The sequence below is a fragment of the Flavobacterium sp. GW821-FHT12A05 genome (assembly GCF_058807735.1).
In genome coordinates this window covers 17,466-39,118 of the sequence record NZ_JBXAQY010000013.1, presented here as the reverse complement: position 1 = coordinate 39,118, position 21,653 = coordinate 17,466, and the positions used below count along the sequence as shown (strand labels likewise).

Here is a 21,653-nt window from a genome sequence, read left to right as displayed (position 1 = left end):
TGCCGGCGCTTAATTTCAAATTCCAAAATCAAAAGGGCTTCGACTTCGCTCAGCCTGACAATCGAGGCTTTCTACTTAATATATATGTACAAAAAGAAACCCGACAGGTTTTAAGAACCTGTCGGGTTTACTGCGTTACGCATAAGACGCACTGCGGTGCGTCTCTACCGAATATTGAATTTTGATTGATATGATATAAAAACAAACCCGACAGATTTTTCAAAACCTGTCGGGTTGTACCTTATATATAATATACTATTTTTTATTCTGTTCTTTTGCTTTGGTTTCCCAGCGTGCCATGAGGTCGCCGTAATCTACGGGATTGGCTGGGGTTTGATTTATTAAGCGGCCAGATTCGAATCCGCGGATGAGGATGGTTTCGATTAAATAATCTTCGTTGACTTCATAGGGTTTGTATTCGGTCTTTAAACTTATATCGAATAAATTTGCTGTTGTGTTTGATACAAAGGCTTTGAATCCGCTTTTTAAAGTACGTATTAATTCATAGGTGGTTTTTCCGGTTTGGCGATGTACTAGTTTCACCAATATCTGCCCTTGCTTTCTGGAAAGCTTTTTAAGTCTGTCTTCGAATTCATTATTAAGGTAATCTTCTACGATCTTGAAATACTTCTTCTTTTCGCGATTGGTTTTCAATCTCGCCATTCCGCTGTTTAATGCTGTAAGTCTGTCTGCTGCTAATTTTGCATAAGGATATACTTTATAGACTCTATTCTGCAGGATCTGAAATTGCTTCAGTTCTTCTGCATTCATCTTCTGCCCTTTCGAGATAATAATCTCGGGTAATTGAATGGTATCATTGAGGATAGAATCTTGTTCTGTAATGATATAACCCATTTCCTGGTTTTCTTTTGGGGTAACTTGGGCTTGACTTGTAAATGAAATCAAGAATAAAAATATTATACAGCAGGTAAATCTCATGGAATCTTAATTTAAATGTAAAATTATATATTTATATACAACTCTGATACCAAATTTATAAATTAGCGCAAAAATATTTTTATGAGTACAAAATCTATCTTAAATGATACTTCTATTGCTTTCCTGGAAAGCTATCTAAATAACGCTTCGCCGACTGGTTACGAAAGCGAAGGTCAAAAACTATGGATGAATTATTTACAGCCTTATGTTGATACATTTATTACTGATACATACGGTACGGCTGTTGGAGTTATTAATCCAGAGGCTCCTTTTAAAGTTGTGATAGAAGGACATGCCGATGAAATTTCATGGTACGTTAACTATATTACAGATGATGGTTTATTATATGTTATAAGAAACGGTGGTTCTGATCATCAGATTGCACCATCTAAAAGGGTAAACATTCACACCAAAAATGGAATTGTAAAAGGTGTTTTTGGCTGGCCGGCTATTCATACTCGTTTACGTGATAAGGAAGAAATCCCAAAATTAAGTAACATTTTTATTGATCTTGGATGCGAAACTAAAGAGCAGGTTGAAGCAATGGGTGTTCATGTGGGCTGTGTAATTACGTATCCAGATGAATTTATGGTTTTAAACGAAAATAAATTTGTATGCCGCGCAATTGACAACAGAATGGGCGGTTTTATGATTGCCGAGGTTGCTCGTTTACTTCACGAGAATAAAAAAACACTTCCTTTTGGTTTGTATATCGTAAACTCTGTTCAGGAAGAAATTGGTCTTCGCGGAGCAGAAATGATTGCTCATACGATTAAACCTAATGTGGCAATAGTAACGGATGTCTGCCATGACACCACTACTCCAATGATTGACAAAAAGGTTGAGGGTGATTTAAAAATGGGAAGAGGTCCTGTTATTGCCTATTCTCCTGCTATTCAAAATAAACTGCGTGATTTAATTGTAGATACTGCTGAAGAAAATAAAATTCCGTTTCAGCGTCATGCAACATCAAGAGCTACGGGAACAGATACTGATGCTTTTGCGTATAGTAATGGCGGTGTGGCATCGGCATTGATTTCGCTGCCTTTGCGTTATATGCATACTACAGTAGAAATGGTTCATAGAGATGATGTTGAAAATGTGATTCAGCTTATTTATGAGTCTCTTTTGAAAATTGAAAACAATCAGACTTTTTCTTATTTCAAATAAAATATTAAATTCATAAATTGGGCTGTTTATTTAACAGCCCAATTTGTAATCAAATACCACATGAAAATTTTACTGCTCGAAGACGATTTTACGTTGTCTAAGGAAATCTCTACATTTTTTACTACCAAAGAATTCGAGTGTATACCTTATTATGATGGTTCGTTATTATTAAAAAAATACTTTCCGTACGAATATGATCTTATCATTCTGGATATAAACGTTCCGGGAACAAACGGAATAGAGGTTTGCAAAGGCATTAGAGAAGTCGATAAAAAAACACCAATAATAATGCTGACGGCTTTTAGCGAAATTGAAGATAAATTGGCTTCTTTTGATAATGGTGCCGATGATTATCTGGTTAAACCTTTTCATTTTGAAGAATTATATGCCCGAATATCTTCGTTATTGCGACGAAAAGAGATTCCGCAGCAAACAGAAAAGAAAATTCTCATAGAAGATTTGGAAATTCTGGAGGAAGAAATGAAGGTTTTTCGTTCTACAGAAGAAATTAAACTTACTCCAAAAGAATTTAAATTGATTTTGATTTTGGCTCATGCCAAAGGAAAAGTTTTATCTAAGCAGTTTATTGCTGAAAAATTATGGGATTATCATATCGAAACCAACCAAAATACGATTGAAGTTTATATTAATTTCCTTAGAAAAAAAATCGATAAAGATCATGAAACAAAACTTATCCGCACCAAAATTGGGTATGGATATTATTTAAGCAGCACAGAATGACATTAAAAAACAGAATATCACTTTTGGTAAGTTTACTGTTTACAATCCTTTTTGGATTGGCTTCAACGGTGATATTTGTTTTGTATTCTAATTTTAGAAAAGAAGAATTTAGGGATCGATTAGAAATAAAAGCGCTTTCTAACATTAAACTCCTTGTAAATGTTAAGGAAGTCGATGAAGATTTATTAAAAATCATTGACCAAAATTCGATCAATAAATTATATAATGAGAAGACATTGGTTTTCGATTCTCATTTTAAACTTATCTACAGTAGTATCGACGATGCCAAAATTAATTGGTCGGTTGAAGATTTAAAATACCTGAAACAACATAAAACTTTCTTTAAACAACAGGGAGACTATGAAGTTTATGGTGTTTTTTACGATACAAAAGATAAAGATTTTTATGCCTTAATTTCGGCTACAGATGATTACGGAAAACGAAAACTCCTGTTTTTGAGATATACTCTAATTGTATCTTATATTTTCTTTACTTGTATCTGCTGGGTTTTAACCTCATTTATGGTTAAAAAAGCGATGAATCCGCTTGGTTTATTTCATCAGAAAATAAAAAACATCAACGAAAATAATCTCGATACCCGTATTGCATCAAAAAGCAATAAAGATGAGATCGACTTGATCGCTAATGAGTTTAATTTCATGATGGATAGAATCGAGATTTCTTATCAGAAACAAAAAGAATTTACAGCTCACGCCTCCCACGAGCTTAGAACACCTCTATCCAGAATTACAGCCCAAATAGAAAATACTATTGCAGATCCTGAAACTTCTGTAAAAGGAAAAACTTTCTTGGCAACAATTCTTAATGATGTCAACCATTTAACGGAACTGATTAGTTCTCTTTTAATATTATCTAAAATCGATAATAATAAAAGTAATGAAAACAATGAAGTACAGAGAATGGATGAAATTCTGTTTTCGGTCATTGAGAATTTAAAAAGAAGTTTTCCTGAATTTGTCATTTCATTTGAAATCGAAGAAAGTGAAAATCTTGATACCGCATTAGAAGTTCACGGCAACAAAAACCTTTTAGAAATTGCTTTAATGAATGTTCTAAAAAATGCCTGCGTTTATTCTGATAACAAACAAGCTTTGGTAAAAATCAGCACCAATGAAAACCAACTTGTAATTTCTGTATTTAATACCGGAAAAACTTTAAGCGAAACCGAGCAAAAAAATCTTTTTCAGCCCTTTATGCGAGGCGAAAATTCTAAAGGAACTTCGGGCTTTGGCCTTGGATTGCGCATTGTAAATCGAATCCTTATTCTACACAAATCTTCCATAACTTACAGTATTCCAGAAGAAAATGTAAATTTATTCCAATTATTCTTTCATTAATATTTTATTTTAAGCTAATTTTAAGGTAGATTTTAAGCACTCTTAAAGTCTGGTGATAGCATATTTGTATAAAATAAAAATGATACAATGAGAAAACTATATGCATTTTTACTACTTGCATTGCTTAATCAAGTAGCTATGGCTCAAAAAACAGTCACACTTCAGGATTGTGAGAGTCAGTTTCTTAAAAACAATCTTTTTTTGCTAGCCTCTCATTATAATATTGATGCCGCAAAAGCGATGACCATTCAAGCCCGAATTTGGGATAATCCAAACATTACCGCAGAATTAAATGCTTATAACCCCGAAAGGAACAAGTATTTTGATATTGGTAAAGAAGGTCAAAAGGCTTTTGGCATTGAGCAGCTAATTTATCTGGGCGGAAAAAAACGCAACGAGGTAAAACTGGCTCAAACCAATGAGCAATTAGCAGAACTGCAATTTAATGACTTATTAAGGACTTTAAAATTGCAGCTACGCCAGAGTTTCTACACAGTTTATTACAATACCAAAAGTCTTGAAATAACCGATAAACAACTTGCTCATATCGAAGACCTGATTAACTCCTACTCTATTCAGGCTCAAAAAGGAAACATTCCGTTAAGAGATGTGGTGCGTTTACAATCGTTGTATCTAAATTTTAAAAACGAACGAATGGAAGTCGTGAACAGCAGTATAGAAGAACAAGCAAGTTTAAAATTATTACTAAACTCAACTGAAACTATAGTTCCGGATGTTTCTAAAGATGATTTTAATAAATATCTGAAAATAATTCCTTTTGACTTAAAATCTTTTGAAGATGAAGCGCTTGCTAATCGTCCGGATTATTTAGCCAAACAAAAAGAAATCGAAGCGAATGAAATAAATGTAAAATGGCAAAAATCGCTTTCTATTCCTGATCTTACTCTGGGCGCCAATTACGATCAGCGAAGTGGTGCTTTTAATAAAGAAGCTAATCTTTCTCTTGGAATTCCGCTGCCTCTTTGGAACAAAAATAAAGGAAACATTAAAAATGCTCAGGCCGTTTTAGCACAGTCTAAAGTAGAAAAACAAAACTTTAACCTTCAGTTAGAAACCGAAATCACATCGGCATGGACAAAATGGGAGGAATCTCGTAAAAACTATGCAGTTATTAAACCTACGGTTAATTCAGATTTTGAAGCGGTTTATAACGGAATCTTAACCAATTTTCAAAAACGTAATATCAGTCTACTAGAGTTTACAGATTTTATGGAAAGTTATAATCAGGCCAATATTCAGGTTAATGAACTAAAGAAAAAATTGGCTTTATCAGGAGAAGAACTAAACACGACCATTAACAAGGATTTATTTTAAAACGAAATTATAATGAAACATAAACTAATTATAGGAATCGCAATTGTGAGTTTAGCACTTACAGGCTGTAAAAAGGAAGTTGAAAATCCGCAAACCAATACTTCTTTTGCTTTAAGCGATAGTATGTTAAAAACTACTACCACCGCTGTTGCAGAAAACCAAACTCTAAAAAATGAATTGAGTTTTTACGGAAAAATTACAGCCGATAACAATAAATTAATCGACGTTTACCCTCTTGTTGGCGGAAATGTTATTAAAGTAAATGTTGAACTTGGAGATTATGTGCACAAAGGACAAGTTCTGGCCACAATAAAAAGTACTGATATTGCCGATTTTGAAAAGCAGTCTATCGATGCAAAAAGTGATTTATTGGTTGCAAAAAACAAACTAAAAGTAGCAACGGAACTTTTTGACGGAAAATTAAATTCTGAAAGTGATGTACTGCAGGCAAAATCTGAAGTAAATAAAGCGCAGTCTCAATTGAGCAAAATTCAGGAAACCTATAAAATTTACAATATTAAAGCGGGTTCTATTTATGAAGTAACGGCTCCAATAAGCGGTTTTGTTATTCAAAAAAGTATTAATCAGGATATGCTTTTGCGTTCTGACCGTTCAGAGAATATTTTTGATATTGCCGAGATCAGCGAAGTTTGGGTAATGGCCAATATTAACGAAATCGACATCAATAAAATTAAACTGGGAATCGATGCCAGCGTTACGACTTTAAGTTATCCAGATAAAGTTTTTAAAGGAAAAGTAGATAAAATCTTTAACGTAATCGATCCGGAAACAAAAGCGATGCAGGCTCGTATTAAACTTCAAAATCCCGGATTTTTGCTAAAACCAGATATGAACGCTAATATCAAATTATCTTATAGCGAAGATAAATCGATGATCGCTATACCAAGCAACGCGATTGTTTTTGACAAAAGCAAAAATTTCGTTATGATCTTTAAAGATCGTCACAATATCGAAACAAGACAAGTAGACGTTTACCGTGTTGTCGGCGACACCACTTACATTTCAAGCGGTTTAAAAGAGAATGAAAAAGTTATTACCAATAATCAATTGTTTATTTATCGCGCACTAAACGATTAATAAAATGGAAAAATCTGTAAACATATTGAGCTTTGCAACTTTGTTTATTACAACATTTTCATTTGCACAAGAAACAGATTCGATACGAAAATATAGTCTGAAATTTCAAATGACGTCTATATATCAATATCATCCAGATTTTCATGCCGATTATTCAGGAACAAACAGTATGAATCCGAAAGAAGAAAGCGCATTATCCTTAACATCAACATTATTTTTTGATTTACCGCTTTGGAAAGGAGCTACGGCAACTTTTAATCCCGAAATGTCAGGAGGGCAAGGTTTATCTCAAGCCAGAGGATTAGGAGGTTTTCCTAACGGAGAAACGTTTAGAATTGGAGATACCAAACCTGTGGTTTATGTGGCAAGAATGCTTTTAGAGCAAAAGTTTCAATTGAAAAACAATAAGTCCTTACAGTTGGTTTTTGGAAAATTTGGATTATCGGATTACTTCGATAATAACACGTATTCGCATGATCCGAGAACTCAATTTTTAAATTGGTCACTTATGACACATGGAGCCTGGGATTATGCTGCAAACACTCGAGGTTATACAGATGGTTTATATGTCAATTACCAATTTGCCAGCTGGCAGGTAAGAGGAGCTTTAACTGCTTTGCCAACCTATGCCAATGGTCCAAATGTTGAATTTAATTTTAAAAATTCAAATGCTGTAAACATAGAAATTGAGAAACAAATAGTTTTCCCTAATAATGATACGAGTAATATAAAATTATTAGGATTTCGAAATGTTGCCGGTATGGGAAATTACGATGAAGCAAATACAGACTTCACCACAATACCCGATATCAAAAGCACAAGACAAAACGGACGTACTAAATATGGCATTGGTTTAAATATGGATTATACGCACGGAGACAACTGGGGGCTTTTTGCCAGAATGAGTTATAATGATGGTAAAAATGAAACCTGGGCCTTTACAGAAATTGACAAATCAGCGCAATTGGGAATTAATTTAAAAGGAAAGATGTGGAACCGTAAGGATGATTTTGCTGGTATTGCTTTAGTTGCAAACGGATTATCAAATCCTCATAAAGAATATCAAAAATTGGGGGGCGATGGATTTATGATTGGCGACGGAACTTTGAATTATGGAACAGAACAAATTGTAGAAGTTTTTTATTCTTTTCTTGTTCCTAATACCCATATTACGCTTTCGCCAGATTATCAATTTGCCGTAAATCCGGCTTACAATAAAGACAGAGGCCCTGTGCAGTTTTTAGCCTTACGTTTTCATACCGAGTTCTAACCTGGAATATCCATAAAAAAATAAAAATTCATCATTAAAAATACTTTTTAAAATGAACAAATTCATACGAAATATTATTGCTTTTTCGCTTAAGAATAAAGCGTTTACCTTTTTTTGGGTAGGATTATTGGCCGTTGCCGGATTCATTTCCTTCAAAAATATGCCTATTGATGCCTTTCCGGATGTTACCAATACCCAGATTATCATCATTACACAATGGAACGGTAAAAGTGCCGAAGAAGTAGAACGTTTTGTTACTACTCCTATTGAAATTTCAATGAACTCTGTTCAGAAAAAAACAAGCGTGCGAAGTATTACCATGTTTGGTTTATCTGTTATCAAAATTATTTTTGATGATGGTGTCGACGATACTTTTGCTCGTTTTCAGGTCAATAATCTGCTTAAAAACGTAACGCTTCCTGATGATGTAGAACCAGATGTACAGCCTCCGTATGGGCCTACAGGTGAAATTTTCAGGTATATTGTAAAAAGCAACAGCAGAGACAGCCGAGAATTATTGACTTACCAAAACTGGGTTATCGACAAACAATTGCGTGCAGTTCCGGGAGTCGCAGATTTAAATGTATTTGGAGGTCAGACTAAAACGTATGAAGTTGGGGTTGATCCGGTAAAATTGGCTAAATACAATATTACACCGCTGCAGGTTTATAATGCGGTCGATGCCGGAAACGTAAATGTCGGCGGGGATATCATCGAAAAAAACGGACAGGCTTTTGTAGTTCGTGGTGTGGGTCTTATAAAATCCCGAAAAGATATTGAAAACATTATTGTAGATCAGGCAGGCGGCAATCCTATTTTGGTAAAAAATGTAGCTTCGGTTTACGAAAGTTCGATGCCAAGGGTTGGACAAACGGGAATTGGTAACAATGACGATGCTGTTGAAGGAATTGTGGTAATGCGTAAAGGCGAAAATGCGCAGGAAACTTTAGCTTTAATTAAAGATAAAATAAAGGATCTTAATGATAATATACTTCCAAAAGATATTAAAATAGAAACTTTCTACGATCGTGATAACTTAATGAATTTCACGACCGAAACGGTAATGCACAATTTATTTGAAGGTATTATTCTGGTTACATGCGTCGTATTCCTTTTTATGGCCGACTGGAGAACTACTTTTACTGTTTCGATCGTAATTCCGCTTTCGTTATTATTTGCCTTTTTATGTTTAAAAATGATGGGAATGAGCGCCAACTTACTGAGTTTAGGTGCGGTCGATTTCGGGATTATCATTGATGGAGCGGTTGTAATGGTCGAAGGATTATTTGTGGTGCTCGATCATAGGGCGCATCAATTAGGAATGACGGCTTATAATAAAATTGCAAAAGGAAGCATCATTAAGAAAACAGGAACAGAAATGGGTAAAGCTATTTTCTTTTCTAAATTAATTATCATTACAGCTTTACTTCCAATCTTTTCATTCCAGAAAGTAGAAGGAAAAATGTTCTCTCCTCTGGCCTACACTTTAGGTTTTGCCTTAATGGGAGCTTTACTTTTTACCTTGACTCTGGTTCCGGTTTTATCTCATATTTTATTGAATAAAAACGTTAAAGAAAAAAATAATCCGTTTGTGAACTTTTGGGACAGAAATGTTGCAAAAGGTTTTGCCTGGACATTTAAACATAAAGTAAAAACCTTAATCGCTTCTATAGGTGTTATTGTTGCTGTATTCTTTTCTGCCACATTTTTAGGGACAGAATTTTTACCGCAGTTAAATGAAGGAGCTTTATGGGTTACGGCAGAATTACCAATGAGTACTTCGCTTCCTGAAAGTGTGAAAACAGCGGCCATGATTCGAAAAGATCTGGAAGGCTTTCCTGAAGTAAAAAATGTGCTTTCGCAGACTGGCCGAAGCAACGATGGAACAGATCCAAACGGATTTGGTTTTATTCAGCTGCAAGTTGATTTAAAGCCAAAGAAAGAATGGAAACGAAAAATTTCTATGGATGATTTAATTAATCAAATGGATGAAAAATTAAAAGTTCACCAAGGAATTACTTATAATTATTCGCAGCCCGTAATTGATAACGTTGCCGAGTCTGTTGCTGGATTTAAAGCATCCAATGCCGTTAAAATTTATGGTGATGATTTAGATAAACTAGATGAATTGTCGAACGAAGTTTTGGCAAAAATTAAAAATATTCCAGGTATTAAAGATGTCGGGATTCTACGAAATGTGGGCCAGCCGGAAATTAGTGTAATTCTGGATCGAGAAAAAATGGCTGCTTACGGTGTAACGTTAAGCGATGCTCAAGCGGTTTTAGAATTGGCTTTTGGAGGAAAAACAGCCACTCAAAAATATGAAGACGAAAAGAAATTTGATGTGCGAGTTCGTTTTTCTAAAGAATATCGAAAAGATGAAGAAGATTTGGCAGAACTTAAAGTTCCTACCATCAGCGGTGCAAAAATTCCGCTAAAAGAAATTTGCGATATTAAAACCATAACGGGTCCTGCTTTTATTTACAGAGACAATACAAAACGTTTTATTGGGGTAAAATTCTCTGTTCGTGACCGAGATTTAGGAAGTACAATTGCCGAAGCACAATCAAAAGTAGCTGAAGTTAAAATGCCTCCGGGATATACCACAGGATGGACTGGAGAATTTGAAAACCAGGTTCGTGCAAGTGCTCGTCTGGCTCAGGTTGTACCCATCAGTTTAATTGGAATATTTGTATTGCTGTTTATTTTATTTGGAAATATAAAAGATTCACTGCTTGTTTTGGCCAATGTTCCGTTTGCTGTAATTGGAGGAATTATAGCCTTGCATTTAACGGGAATGAATTTCGGAATCTCGGCAGGAGTTGGTTTTATTGCCCTACTGGGAATTTGTATTCAAAACGGTGTAATTCTGATATCCGAATTCCATCATAATCTCAAGGCAAAATTTACATTAGAAGAATCCATTTTTATGGGAGTAAAAGCCAGAACACGTGCTGTAATCATGACCGCACTTATGGCATCTATTGGGTTAATGCCGGCCGCTATTTCAACCGGAATTGGTTCTGAATCTCAAAAACCTCTTGCCATTGTAATTATTGGAGGTTTGGTAACCGCAACAATCCTCACATTATTGGTTTTCCCAATTTTGTTCTGGATATTCAATCGCAGAAAACTTGGATCTATAGAATAGACTCATTTACAATAAAATTAATTTGGTTAGATTAATTTGGTTTAGAAAGAAAAAGCATCATTATTTATTTAATGGTGCTTTTTTGTTTTCATGCGTCATTAAATATTATTAACACATAGAAACATAGACTTTTAAAGCCTTTAAAAAAGGCGTTTCACTTGCATTAACAAACATAGCTCTATGTGTTAGAAACTGGTTTCTTTTTATATTCTTTATGCTTATTTAAACCTATGTTTCTATGTGTTAAACATTTTTATTTAATATTAAGGCATAAAAAAAACGGTCAACTGCTCAATGATGACCGTTTTATACTAACTCAAACTATTAAACTCTTAAAAGCTTATTTCAAACTTTTTAGTAATGCTACTGCATCAGCTGCGCCTGAAAATTCTGCATATTTAATGGCTGTATAACCTTTTTCGTTTTTCTCGTTTACACGAGCGCCATTTGCTATAAGAATTTTAATAATTTCTACTTTATTGTATCGTGCTGCCACCATTAATGGTGTCATATCTTCAGAAATCTGATTTACATCAGCTCCATATTCGATAAATTTTTTCACGATTTCGATATCTCCTTTACTAATTGCAACACTTAATGGTGTTGATCCGTAAACAGATAATTCAATGTTTTCTTTCACTGAAGATTTGTGATTTGATGCCATTGAAACATTGGCAAATGCTACTAAAGCAAGTCCTAATAAAATAACTGATTTTTTCATGATGATTGTTGTTAATTGATTGATAATGATGATTTTAATTTTTATGTAAATGTAATTTAATTTTAGCTTTCTCTTTTACAGCGTGCTGTGTTTTAATTATTTCCTAACATTCAATTCATAAAAGGTGATGAAGCTTTTCCTGAATGTTATTTAAAACGAACACTTACTACAATAGACGCCGCATTATTAAATTTGTTACAATATTTCTGAAAAAAAATTAAAATAAATTTTATTACTCCCGAAAACGCAGAAAAAAAACTTTCTTACAATCATAAAATCAAGTATTTATCTCTGCAAAAAAAGAAAATGCCCTGTTATCATAAATACAGATAACAAGGCATACTTTTTATTTGTTATAAAATTCATGGTTTAAATAATTAGTTTAAACACGAAAATTACTATTTAGACGAAAGGTATTCTAATACGTTTTTATTAATACGTTGGTCAATATTGTCAATATCCGCTTTTACGAATTTTTCTCCTAAGATGTTTTCATATAATTCTATATATCTTTCAGAAACAGATTCGATATATTCATCTGACATATCTGGAATCTGTTGTCCGTCTTGCCCTTGAAAACCGTTTTCAATTAACCAACGACGAACAAACTCTTTAGATAATTGTTTTTGCTCCTCTCCTTTTTCTTGTCTTTCAGCATATCCATCAGCATAGAAATAACGAGAAGAATCCGGAGTATGGATTTCATCAATTAAAACGATAACACCGTCTTTTGTTTTTCCGAATTCATATTTAGTATCAACCAGAATTAAACCTCTTGAAGCTGCAATTTCAGTTCCTCTTTGAAACAAATCACGAGTGTATTTTTCTAAAACTAAATAATCTTCCTCTGAAACAATTCCTTTTGCTAAAATATCTTCGCGAGAAATATCTTCATCATGAGAACCATTATCTGCTTTTGTAGTCGGCGTAATAATTGGCTCAGGAAATTTGTCATTTTCTTTTAAACCATCGGCCATAGTAACACCGCAGATTTGTTTTCTTCCTGCCGCATATTCACGTGCAGCATGTCCCGAAAGATAACCGCGAATCACCATTTCTACTTTAAAAGGCTCGCATAAATGTCCAACAGCAACGTTTGGATCCGGAGTTGCAATAAGCCAGTTTGGAACAATATCCTGAGTTAATTCCATGAATTTTGTTGCAATCTGATTCAAAATTTGTCCTTTGTACGGAATTCCTTTTGGTAAAACCACATCAAATGCCGAAAGCCTGTCAGTAGCCACCATTACTAAAAGTTCGTCGTTAATATTGTAAACTTCTCTAACTTTTCCGCGGTAAACTGATTTCTGGTTTGGGAAATTAAAATTTGTGGTTGTAATTGTATTGCTCATTATCTAGTTGTGTTGTTTTTTATGAATGCAAATTTAAAATTATTTCACAGAGTTTCATCATCAAAAGAAAGAGATAAAGTAAGAAATGTGAAATATTTCGGTTTTCAATAAACTAAACAAAAAAATCTGCCACGAATTACACCAATTTCCACAAATTTTCAGCAACTGAATCAGTTTGATTGCTACAGTAAATAATTCGTGGAAATTTGCGCAATTCGTGGCAAAAAAAAAAAAAAACAATTAGTTTTATACTAATTCTTTATCTAATATTTTTGAAGCAATATATCTTGCTACACCATCTTCGGCATTTGTTTTAATAACTTCCAGATTAGGCAGTGTTTCTTTTAAAATAGCCGGAGCATTACCCATAATTAATCCTTTTCCTGATGCCGATAACATTTGAACATCGTTAAAACCATCTCCAAAAGCAACGGCCTGATCTAAAGTATAGCCTTCTTTTTCGAGTACTTGTTCGATAGAAACGGCTTTATCTATAGATTTATCCATAAATTCCAAACAGGTTGGTAAACTAAAAGCATGGTGTAAATGTTCTGAAGAATTGGCCAAAACAGCATCTTTTAATTTTACTAATTTCTCATGATCTTCGCATGAAAAGAAAATTTTAATGGCTCCAAAATCTTCCAGCGATTTATAGTCTACTAATTCCGGACGGTATTTTAAGTCGGCTTGGAAAGAATTTAATTTTTCGTTCCATTTATTAGTCTGCCAAACATTTTCTTTAAATAAAACCACCGTAATTGCAGGATCGATTTCAACATTTAAAGCGGCTTTTACCACATCGCTGTCTAAGTTAAAAGCAAAAAGTTCTTCTTTATTAGGTGAATGGATTCTCGCTCCGTTTGAACTCACTAAATATACCGGAACTTCCAGTGTTTCAATAATAGCCATTGCATCAAGATGATGACGTCCTGTTGCCACTACAATAAGATAATTTTGATTGTGAAGTTCCTGAAAAATTGATTTAGTGTAATCTGAAATTCGGTGTTGAGGGTTGAGTAAAGTTCCGTCAAGGTCACTTACTACAACTTTTATATTTTTAAGTTTTGTCATATTAATATCAACTATTTATGATGTGCAAATTTACAGCTTTAAGCTCAGTAAAGCAAAGTTTACAAGCTCTGAAAACCAAAAATGGAGCAAGTTTATTATTTATTTAACTATTTGGTTAAATATTGCATTTTAAGCACTTTAAACTTTTATTATTCCTGATTTGTATAGATTTATGGCTTTCTGAATTATCGATTCAATCTGTTTTAAAGGAAGATCTTCGTTGGAGTTCAGCATCATAATTTTCATTCGCGAACGTTTCTCCTGAATCAAAAAAGGTTCTTCAAAATGTTTTCCTTCTACAATACCAATATAAGGTTGTTTTAGTTTTTTGTGAATCCATAAATAGCAGAACATTTTTCCATTGTAACAGAAAAAAGGCATTCCGTATTTTAAAACATGTGTAATGTCTTGGTCTTGTTTTAGAATAATTTCTTTTAATGCAAGAAATGTTTCTTTAACAGATTCATCTTGGTTTAAATAGAAATCATCTAGTTCTTTCATTTTCTTATTCTTTCATAAATTGCAGTAAGGATTCAACTTCGCTCAGCCTGACAAACAATACATTAAATCAAATTAAAAAAAATATTCGTTTTACACTTTTCCCAAGGAAATAAGTGCAAAACGAATATTAATAAATGTTAAAACACATTTTACGATTTACATTTAACATTTCGCTAAAAATTAAAATTTAGTCGTGGTTTTCTATTTGCTTATAAGCGTCGATTACCTTTTTAACTAATCTGTGACGAACGATATCTTTATCATCCAGATAGATAATTCCAATTCCTTCAATGTCTTTAAGAACCAAAATAGCTTCTTTAAGACCAGAAATAGTGCGTCGCGGTAAATCGACCTGACCAGGATCTCCTGTAATCATAAACTTGGCGTTTTTTCCCATACGTGTCAAAAACATCTTCATTTGCGAGTGCGTTGTATTTTGCGCCTCGTCCAGAATTACAAAGGCATTATCTAGTGTACGTCCGCGCATAAATGCCAAAGGCGCAATCTGGATAATTCCTTTTAAAATGTAATCTTCTAGTTTTTCATTTGGTAACATATCGCGCAAAGCATCGTAAAGAGGCTGCATGTAAGGATCTAGTTTTTCTTTCATATCGCCGGGTAAAAAACCAAGATTTTCTCCTGCTTCTACCGCCGGACGCGTTAGTATGATCCTTTTTACTTCTTTGTCTTTAAGTGCTTTTACAGCCATTGCAACACCTGTGTAGGTTTTTCCCGTTCCGGCAGGTCCAATTGCAAATACCATGTCATTTTTTTTAATGGTATCTACCAGTAACTGCTGGTTGGGTGTCATGGCTTTAATAATCTTACCGCCAACACCGTGAACTAATATTTTGTCATGATCGTATGCTTTTTTTTCATCCTGACCATCACTCATTATTACACGTTCAATTACATTATCGTCAATGTTGTTGTATCTGGTAAAATGAAGCATAAGCCTCTGAAATCTCTTTTCGAATTCATCTAAAACTTCTTTTTCGCCAAAGGCTTTTAAAGTTGTCCCTCGCGCTACGATTTTAAGCTTTGGGTAGTACTTTTTTATAATTTCAAGATGAGAATCCTGCGCGCCCCAAAAGTCTTTTGGAGCGATGTCTATTAGCTCGATAATTCTTTCGTTCAAATGAGATAAATTTAAATTAAAAATAAATTTGTTTTGAAATCTATTGCTGTCGGGTATTTTTCTTTAGTTTACAGTTTACAGTCACAGCCGGCAGTCACAGTTTACAGTTCTAAAACTGAATCCTGATACTGAAAATTGGACCTTTTTCACCATTATAATTATCGAATAAAATCACTTTTTGTTAAAACACTGAAAACTGAAACTAAAAACTAAGACTACTATATATTTATTGTAAATTGTCTTTTCTTTCTTTCAATTTGTATTTAGTATTACTAGATTTGCATTTCTCAAATTTAATAAAAATTCGAGTTAAAAACTACCAATAGTTATAAACAAAATGATGTCAATAATTACCCTCACTACTGATTACGGCTTAAAAGACCACTTTGTTGGTTCGCTGAAGGGTAAAATTCTTTCTGAGATCTCAGATGCTGTTATTATTGACATTTCGCATGATATAGATCCATTTAATACTGCCGAAGCAAGTTATGTTATTGGCGCCTCTTATTTGAGCTTTCCAAAAGGAACGGTACACTTAATTGGAGTCGATATTGAACGCAATAAAGAGAATCAGCATATTGCCATGCAATGGAACGATCATTACTTTATTTGTGCCGATAACGGAATCTTAAGCATGCTTACACAGAAGATCGTACCGCAGAAGATTGTCGAAATTAATATTCACGATCGTTTTCCTATTGAATTCAGCGATTTGGATATTTTTATTCAAGTGGCCTGTCATATTGCAAAAGGCGGTTTGCTGAATGTTATTGGAAAAGAAATTCCGGCTGTTAAAGAAGTAACGGAATTACAACCTGTCGTTGCTGCTGATGGAAATTCTCTGAAAGGCTACGTTATTTATATCGATCATTTTGGAAACGTAGTGACGAATATTTCTAAAAAGCAATTCTTAGAAATTTCACGCGGTCGTCCGTATGAGATTGTCATGAAACCAAAAAGTATCAAAACGATTCTGCCTAATTATTCTGATATCGCTACTTCGGATAAATATCCAATTAAAACTTATGAAGGCGAAAAACTGGCTATTTTTAATGAAGCCGGTTTTCTTGAAATCGCTATTTTTAGAAGCAACCCTTCTAAAGTAGGTTCTGCCAATAGTTTATTGGGATTAAATTACCGTGATGTGATTACAATTAAGTTTTCGTAGTTGATTTTAGATTTTAGAGTTCAGACTTTAGATTAAATGGCTCGCAGATTCTGCGGATTGAGCGGATTTACACTGATATTTTCGTCTTCTTGTCAATTGCAAGAAGCTCTACAAAGATTGGTCTTTGCGAGGAACGAAGCAATCTCATTTACTTAATCTATTTGACATCTTTTGTTAGTGCGGTTGCTTCGTTCCTCGCAATGACAATATTGTGGAAAAACTATATTTATAATATTTTATTTTTTCCTAAAAAGAACAATCAATTTTGGTATTTTTGCGCACCTGTACGGTTTGAGGTTTCAACAAATCTAAAATCAACAATCTAAAATCTAAAATTATATACATGTTCGTTAGAATTGTAAAAATGAGTTTTCATGAAGAAAAAATTCCGGATTTTCTGGAAAATTTTGAATCGGTGAAAGATAAAATACGAAATGCAGACGGAAATCGTTTTTTAGAATTGTATCAGGATAAAAATAACAAATGCATATTTTTCACTTACAGTTATTGGGAAACAGAACAAGATTTAGAAAATTACAGACAATCTGAATTATTTAATTCGGTTTGGAGTTTTACAAAAAAGTTATTCAACGCAAAGCCGGAAGCCTGGAGCGTGGATAAATTGGTTAGTTTAAATTAAAAAACTCGAACTATTTAACTGCAAAGCAAAAAAACAAATACACGATTAAACAAATAAACGAATAAACGTTATACATGAAATCAATCATTTTACGAGAAATAAAATCCTTTTTTGGTTCTCCTATCGGCTATTTGGTCATTGCGATTTTCTTAATCAGCAACGGACTATTTTTATGGGTATTTGAAGGAGATTACAATATATTAAACACAGGTTATGCTGATTTGACTCCGTTTTTCACTTTAACTCCGTGGATTTTAATTTTCCTGATTCCGGCCGTAACCATGAGAAGTTTCTCTGACGAAAGAAAACAAGGAACGCTGGAATTGCTTTTAACCAAACCATTATCGATCTGGGAAATTGTAAACGGAAAATTCCTTGGATCATTCTTCCTGATAATTTTAGCCATTATTCCAACTTTTATTTACGTAAAAGTAATTTCGAGTTTAGGCGCACCTGAAGGAAATATTGATATGGGAAGCACAATTGGTTCCTATTTCGGATTGTTGTTTTTAATTGCTTCTTATTCGGCAATTGGCATCTTTACTTCTACTCTGTCAGAAAACCAAATTGTTGCCTTTATTATTGCGGTATTTTTATGCTTCTTATTTTATTTTGGATTTGAAGGATTGGCTTCATTAGTTCCTGGACAATCTAATATCATTTCAGCATTTGGAATGCAGGATCATTTTAAAAGTATGAGCCGAGGCGTTATCGATACCCGCGATGTAATTTACTTTTTAAGCATCAGCGTTTTATTTTTATCTTTTACCGTTTATCAATTAAAATCTTTTAAAGCGTAATGAAAGCATCTAATAAATTAAATCTTAAAACATTAGGCATTACAATTTTTATTTTAATTGTTTTAAATGTTCTTGGAAGCTTATTTTTTCACCGTTTTGATTTAACCAAAGACAAACGATATACTTTATCGCCAACTTCTTTGCAGATTATAAAACAGGTAAAAAACCCGTTGTCGATTAAAATTTATATGCAGGGCGAACTTCCTGCAGATTTTAGACGTTTACAGCAGGAAACCAAACAATTACTCGAAGAATTTCAGGCTTACAACAGCAACATCGTTTTTGAATTTGTTAACCCAATGGAAAACGAAGACGAAAGCATGGCTATTGTAAAGTCACTTTACCAAAAAGGCCTTACTCCTGTAAATATTACCGTTGACGATAAAGGAAAACAATCTCAGGCAATGGTATTTCCGTGGGCAGTTGCGGTTTATGACAATAAAGAAGTTAATATTCCTTTGCTGAAAAACATCATGGGCGCTTCGACTACTCAAAAAGTAATTGGATCGATTCAGCATTTAGAATATTCAATTGCCGATGCGATTAATAAAATATCAAAAGACAAACAAAAGAAAGTCGCTATTATAAAAGGAAATGGCGAATTGTCTGAAATTCATATTGGTAAGTTATTAAGACAAATCAAGGAAAGTTACTATATCGGGCCTTTTACTTTAGATTCTGTTGCCAAAGATCCAAACGGAACTTTAGATGCGCTGAAAAAATACGATTTAGCGATAATCTCAAAACCAACTGAAAAATTCTCAGACGAAGAAAAACAAGTTCTGGATCAATTTATCATGAACGGCGGTAAAACGTTGTGGTTAATTGATCAGGTTGCCGCAGATATGGACAGTTTATACAATCAGGCGGGTGCAACTCTGGCGTATCCAAGAGATTTGAATTTAAACGATATGTTCTTTAAATACGGATTCAGAATTAATCCTGATTTAATTAAAGACGAAAACGGAAGCCCGATAAAACTGGCAACCGGAGAACAAGGAAGCGCTACTCAATATCAGGATTTTATCTGGAAATTTGCACCGTTGGTTCAACCTGCAAGCCAGCATCCAATTGTAAAGAATTTAGGCGGAATTAAATTTGATTTTGCGAACCCGATTGATACTTTGAAAAACGGAATCAAAAAGACAGTTTTACTGCAGTCCTCTCAATATTCAAAAGTAATTGGAACACCTTCAGAAATCAATCTGAATATTGTAACCGAGAAAACTACTCCTGCTGATTATTTGAATAAAGGAAATCAAAATCTTTCTGTTTTATTAGAAGGAAGTTTTCATTCGGCTTTTGAAAATCGTGTGCTGCCATTTAAAGAAAATTCATTTCAGGCAAAAGGAAAGCCAACCAAAATGATCGTAGTTGCCGATGGAGATATTGCCAGAAATCAGCTGGATAAAAACATGATGCCGGTTGAATTGGGTTACGATCAAAGAACCGGAAACCTTTACGACAATAAAGATTTTATGATGAACTGCATCAATTATCTGCTCGATGATACCGGACTTATTAACATTAGAAGCAAAGATGTTGAACTGCCATTATTAGACAAAGAGAAAGTTTACGAAAATTATACGACAACGCAATTCATAACTATCGGACTTCCAATTCTTATTTTATTGGTTTTCGGGTTGGTATTTACCTTTATCAGAAAAAGAAAATACAGTAAATAGATGTTAATAAAAAAATTGCGAAACTTAGAATGTTTACGATATATTTGTAATCCGTATCTTTAGCGCCAAATACTAAAGTATACTCCAAAAAATAAAACAAAAGACGATGAAATTTATAGTATCGAGTTCGTACTTATTAAAACAATTACAAGTTTTAGGTAGTGTTATTAACAGCAATAATACACTTCCTATTTTAGATAACTTTTTATTTGAACTAGACAATAATGAGTTGACTGTTTCGGCTTCAGATCTTGAAACCACTATGTCTGCTACATTATCAATCGATTCTACAAGTAAAGGAAGTGTTGCTGTACCGGCAAAACTTTTACTTGAAATTTTAAAAACATTTCCAGAACAGCCTTTAACTTTTACAGTTGAAGACAACAATACTGTTGAGATTAGTTCTAACTCAGGTAAATATGCATTAGCGTATGCTGCCGGAGAAGAATTTCCTAAATCTGTAAGCCTGGAAGATCCGTCTGTAACTTTGGTTCCTGCTGATGTTTTAGCTACTGCTGTAAGCAAAACAATCTTTGCAGCCGGAAACGATGATTTACGTCCGGTAATGTCTGGTGTTTTCTTCCAGTTCTCTCCAGAAGGATTGACTTTTGTTGCTACAGATGCTCATAAATTAGTAAAATATGCCCGTGCAGATGTAAAAGCATCTCAGGTTGCTGATTTTATTATGCCAAAAAAACCTTTAAATATTTTAAAAAGTATTTTAGGAAGTTCTGATGCTGAAGTAAAAATTGAATACAACGATTCGAATGCGACTTTCTCATTTGACAATTATATCTTAATGTGTCGTTTAATCGACGGAAAATACCCTAATTACGAAGCGGTAATTCCAAAAGAAAATCCAAACAAATTAATGATCGACCGTTCTTTATTTTTAAGTTCTGTACGTCGTGTTGCGATTTTCTCAAACAAAACTACACACCAAATTCGTTTAAAAATTGCAGGAGCTGAATTAAATGTTTCTGCTGAAGATATCGATTACTCAAACAAAGCAGAAGAAAGATTGACTTGTGATTATCAAGGTGATGATTTACAAATTGGTTTTAACTCTCGTTTCTTAATCGAAATGCTTACGAATCTGCAGTCAGATATTATTATGTTAGAGATGTCACTGCCTAACAGAGCCGGGATTTTAACTCCTGCTGATGGTTTAGAAGAAGGTGAAACAGTTACAATGTTGGTAATGCCTGTAATGTTAAATAGTTAACATCAAAACTTCTTTTTGTTACAGGGATTTTTTTTAATTTGAAATTAAAGACATATCATTGTAAAAAAAAATATCGCTATTAACCAACCATTTTTTATACCTAGAAACCGCAATTCTTTTTTAAGAGTTGCGGTTTTTTAGTTTTAGTCATTGCGAGAAACGAAGCAATCTTATTTGCTCAGTAAACTTTATGATTTTGAAAATGTGTTTTTTGATAGATTCGGATAAACTTGTGTAGATTTTTAACGCAAAGTGCGCAAAGTTTTTTGTACTCAGATTATGTTTACAAA

The 21,653-nt window shown here is 33.7% G+C and carries 18 protein-coding genes; 12 read left to right on the top strand and 6 right to left on the bottom strand.

The window, feature by feature from the left end; genetic code table 11:
- Positions 1-255: 255 nt before the first annotated feature.
- Complete coding sequence (locus tag AC1RRQ_RS23235) at positions 256-939, bottom strand: DUF4294 domain-containing protein (RefSeq protein WP_493025447.1); 684 nt, start codon at positions 937-939, stop codon at positions 256-258.
- An 81-nt stretch (positions 940-1,020) separates the two neighbouring features.
- Between AC1RRQ_RS23235 and AC1RRQ_RS23230 the strand changes: the two genes are divergently transcribed.
- From AC1RRQ_RS23230 to AC1RRQ_RS23200, 7 genes are all read left to right on the top strand, one after another.
- Positions 1,021-2,109 carry a M42 family metallopeptidase gene (locus tag AC1RRQ_RS23230; RefSeq protein WP_493025446.1) on the top strand — a complete coding sequence of 363 codons (1,089 nt, stop codon included), beginning with the start codon at positions 1,021-1,023 and terminating at the stop codon, positions 2,107-2,109.
- A 60-nt stretch (positions 2,110-2,169) separates the two neighbouring features.
- Positions 2,170-2,850, top strand: a complete 681-nt coding sequence (locus AC1RRQ_RS23225; RefSeq protein WP_493025443.1) for a response regulator transcription factor — start codon at positions 2,170-2,172, stop codon at positions 2,848-2,850.
- Entirely contained in the window at positions 2,847-4,208 is a 1,362-nt protein-coding gene (locus AC1RRQ_RS23220) for a HAMP domain-containing sensor histidine kinase (RefSeq protein WP_493025442.1), read from the top strand. The genes AC1RRQ_RS23225 and AC1RRQ_RS23220 overlap by 4 nt, the downstream gene beginning before the upstream one ends.
- Positions 4,209-4,295: 87 nt before the next feature.
- Entirely contained in the window at positions 4,296-5,543 is a 1,248-nt protein-coding gene (locus tag AC1RRQ_RS23215) for a TolC family protein (protein ID WP_493025440.1), read from the top strand.
- Between the two features lie 12 nt (positions 5,544-5,555).
- On the top strand, positions 5,556-6,641 hold the full coding sequence (locus tag AC1RRQ_RS23210; RefSeq protein WP_493025438.1) for an efflux RND transporter periplasmic adaptor subunit: 1,086 nt from the start codon (positions 5,556-5,558) through the stop codon (positions 6,639-6,641).
- A 4-nt stretch (positions 6,642-6,645) separates the two neighbouring features.
- Entirely contained in the window at positions 6,646-7,911 is a 1,266-nt protein-coding gene (locus AC1RRQ_RS23205) for a carbohydrate porin (RefSeq protein WP_493025436.1), read from the top strand.
- Positions 7,912-7,963: 52 nt separating this feature from the next.
- Positions 7,964-11,062 (top strand): efflux RND transporter permease subunit, encoded by a 3,099-nt coding sequence (locus AC1RRQ_RS23200; protein WP_493025434.1) that lies wholly within the window; start codon positions 7,964-7,966, stop codon positions 11,060-11,062.
- 340 nt (positions 11,063-11,402) lie between these two features.
- On the opposite strand, the gene AC1RRQ_RS23195 is transcribed toward AC1RRQ_RS23200, so the two are convergent.
- From AC1RRQ_RS23195 to AC1RRQ_RS23175, 5 genes are all read right to left on the bottom strand, one after another.
- A complete protein-coding gene (locus tag AC1RRQ_RS23195; protein WP_493025433.1) occupies positions 11,403-11,783 on the bottom strand; it encodes an ankyrin repeat domain-containing protein in 381 nt (126 codons plus the stop codon).
- A gap of 398 nt (positions 11,784-12,181) precedes the next feature.
- Complete coding sequence (locus AC1RRQ_RS23190) at positions 12,182-13,135, bottom strand: phosphoribosylaminoimidazolesuccinocarboxamide synthase (protein WP_493025431.1); 954 nt, start codon at positions 13,133-13,135, stop codon at positions 12,182-12,184.
- Positions 13,136-13,381: 246 nt separating this feature from the next.
- Entirely contained in the window at positions 13,382-14,206 is an 825-nt protein-coding gene (locus AC1RRQ_RS23185; RefSeq protein ID WP_493025430.1) for a Cof-type HAD-IIB family hydrolase, read from the bottom strand.
- Positions 14,207-14,344: 138 nt separating this feature from the next.
- Positions 14,345-14,707: a DUF1801 domain-containing protein gene (locus tag AC1RRQ_RS23180; RefSeq protein WP_493025428.1), complete on the bottom strand. Its 363-nt coding sequence runs from the start codon at positions 14,705-14,707 to the stop codon at positions 14,345-14,347.
- A 187-nt stretch (positions 14,708-14,894) separates the two neighbouring features.
- Positions 14,895-15,845, bottom strand: a complete 951-nt coding sequence (locus AC1RRQ_RS23175) for a PhoH family protein (protein WP_068841419.1) — start codon at positions 15,843-15,845, stop codon at positions 14,895-14,897.
- Positions 15,846-16,185: 340 nt separating this feature from the next.
- On the opposite strand from AC1RRQ_RS23175, the gene AC1RRQ_RS23170 reads away from it, so the two are divergent.
- The 5 genes from AC1RRQ_RS23170 (at position 16,186) to dnaN (ending at position 21,363) form a co-directional block, all read left to right on the top strand.
- Entirely contained in the window at positions 16,186-17,013 is an 828-nt protein-coding gene (locus tag AC1RRQ_RS23170; protein WP_493025450.1) for an SAM hydrolase/SAM-dependent halogenase family protein, read from the top strand.
- Between the two features lie 343 nt (positions 17,014-17,356).
- Positions 17,357-17,653, top strand: coding sequence for a putative quinol monooxygenase (locus AC1RRQ_RS23165; RefSeq protein ID WP_493025426.1), 297 nt, complete (start codon positions 17,357-17,359; stop codon positions 17,651-17,653).
- Positions 17,654-17,727: 74 nt separating this feature from the next.
- Positions 17,728-18,453, top strand: coding sequence for a gliding motility-associated ABC transporter permease subunit GldF (gldF, locus tag AC1RRQ_RS23160; RefSeq protein ID WP_493025424.1), 726 nt, complete (start codon positions 17,728-17,730; stop codon positions 18,451-18,453).
- The gene (gene gldG / locus AC1RRQ_RS23155; RefSeq protein WP_493025422.1) at positions 18,453-20,138 is read left to right on the top strand and encodes a gliding motility-associated ABC transporter substrate-binding protein GldG; all 1,686 of its coding nucleotides are present in this window, start codon (positions 18,453-18,455) and stop codon (positions 20,136-20,138) included. The genes gldF and gldG overlap by 1 nt, the downstream gene beginning before the upstream one ends.
- Positions 20,139-20,244: 106 nt before the next feature.
- Complete coding sequence (gene dnaN / locus AC1RRQ_RS23150) at positions 20,245-21,363, top strand: DNA polymerase III subunit beta (RefSeq protein ID WP_493025420.1); 1,119 nt, start codon at positions 20,245-20,247, stop codon at positions 21,361-21,363.
- Positions 21,364-21,653 lie beyond the last annotated feature (290 nt).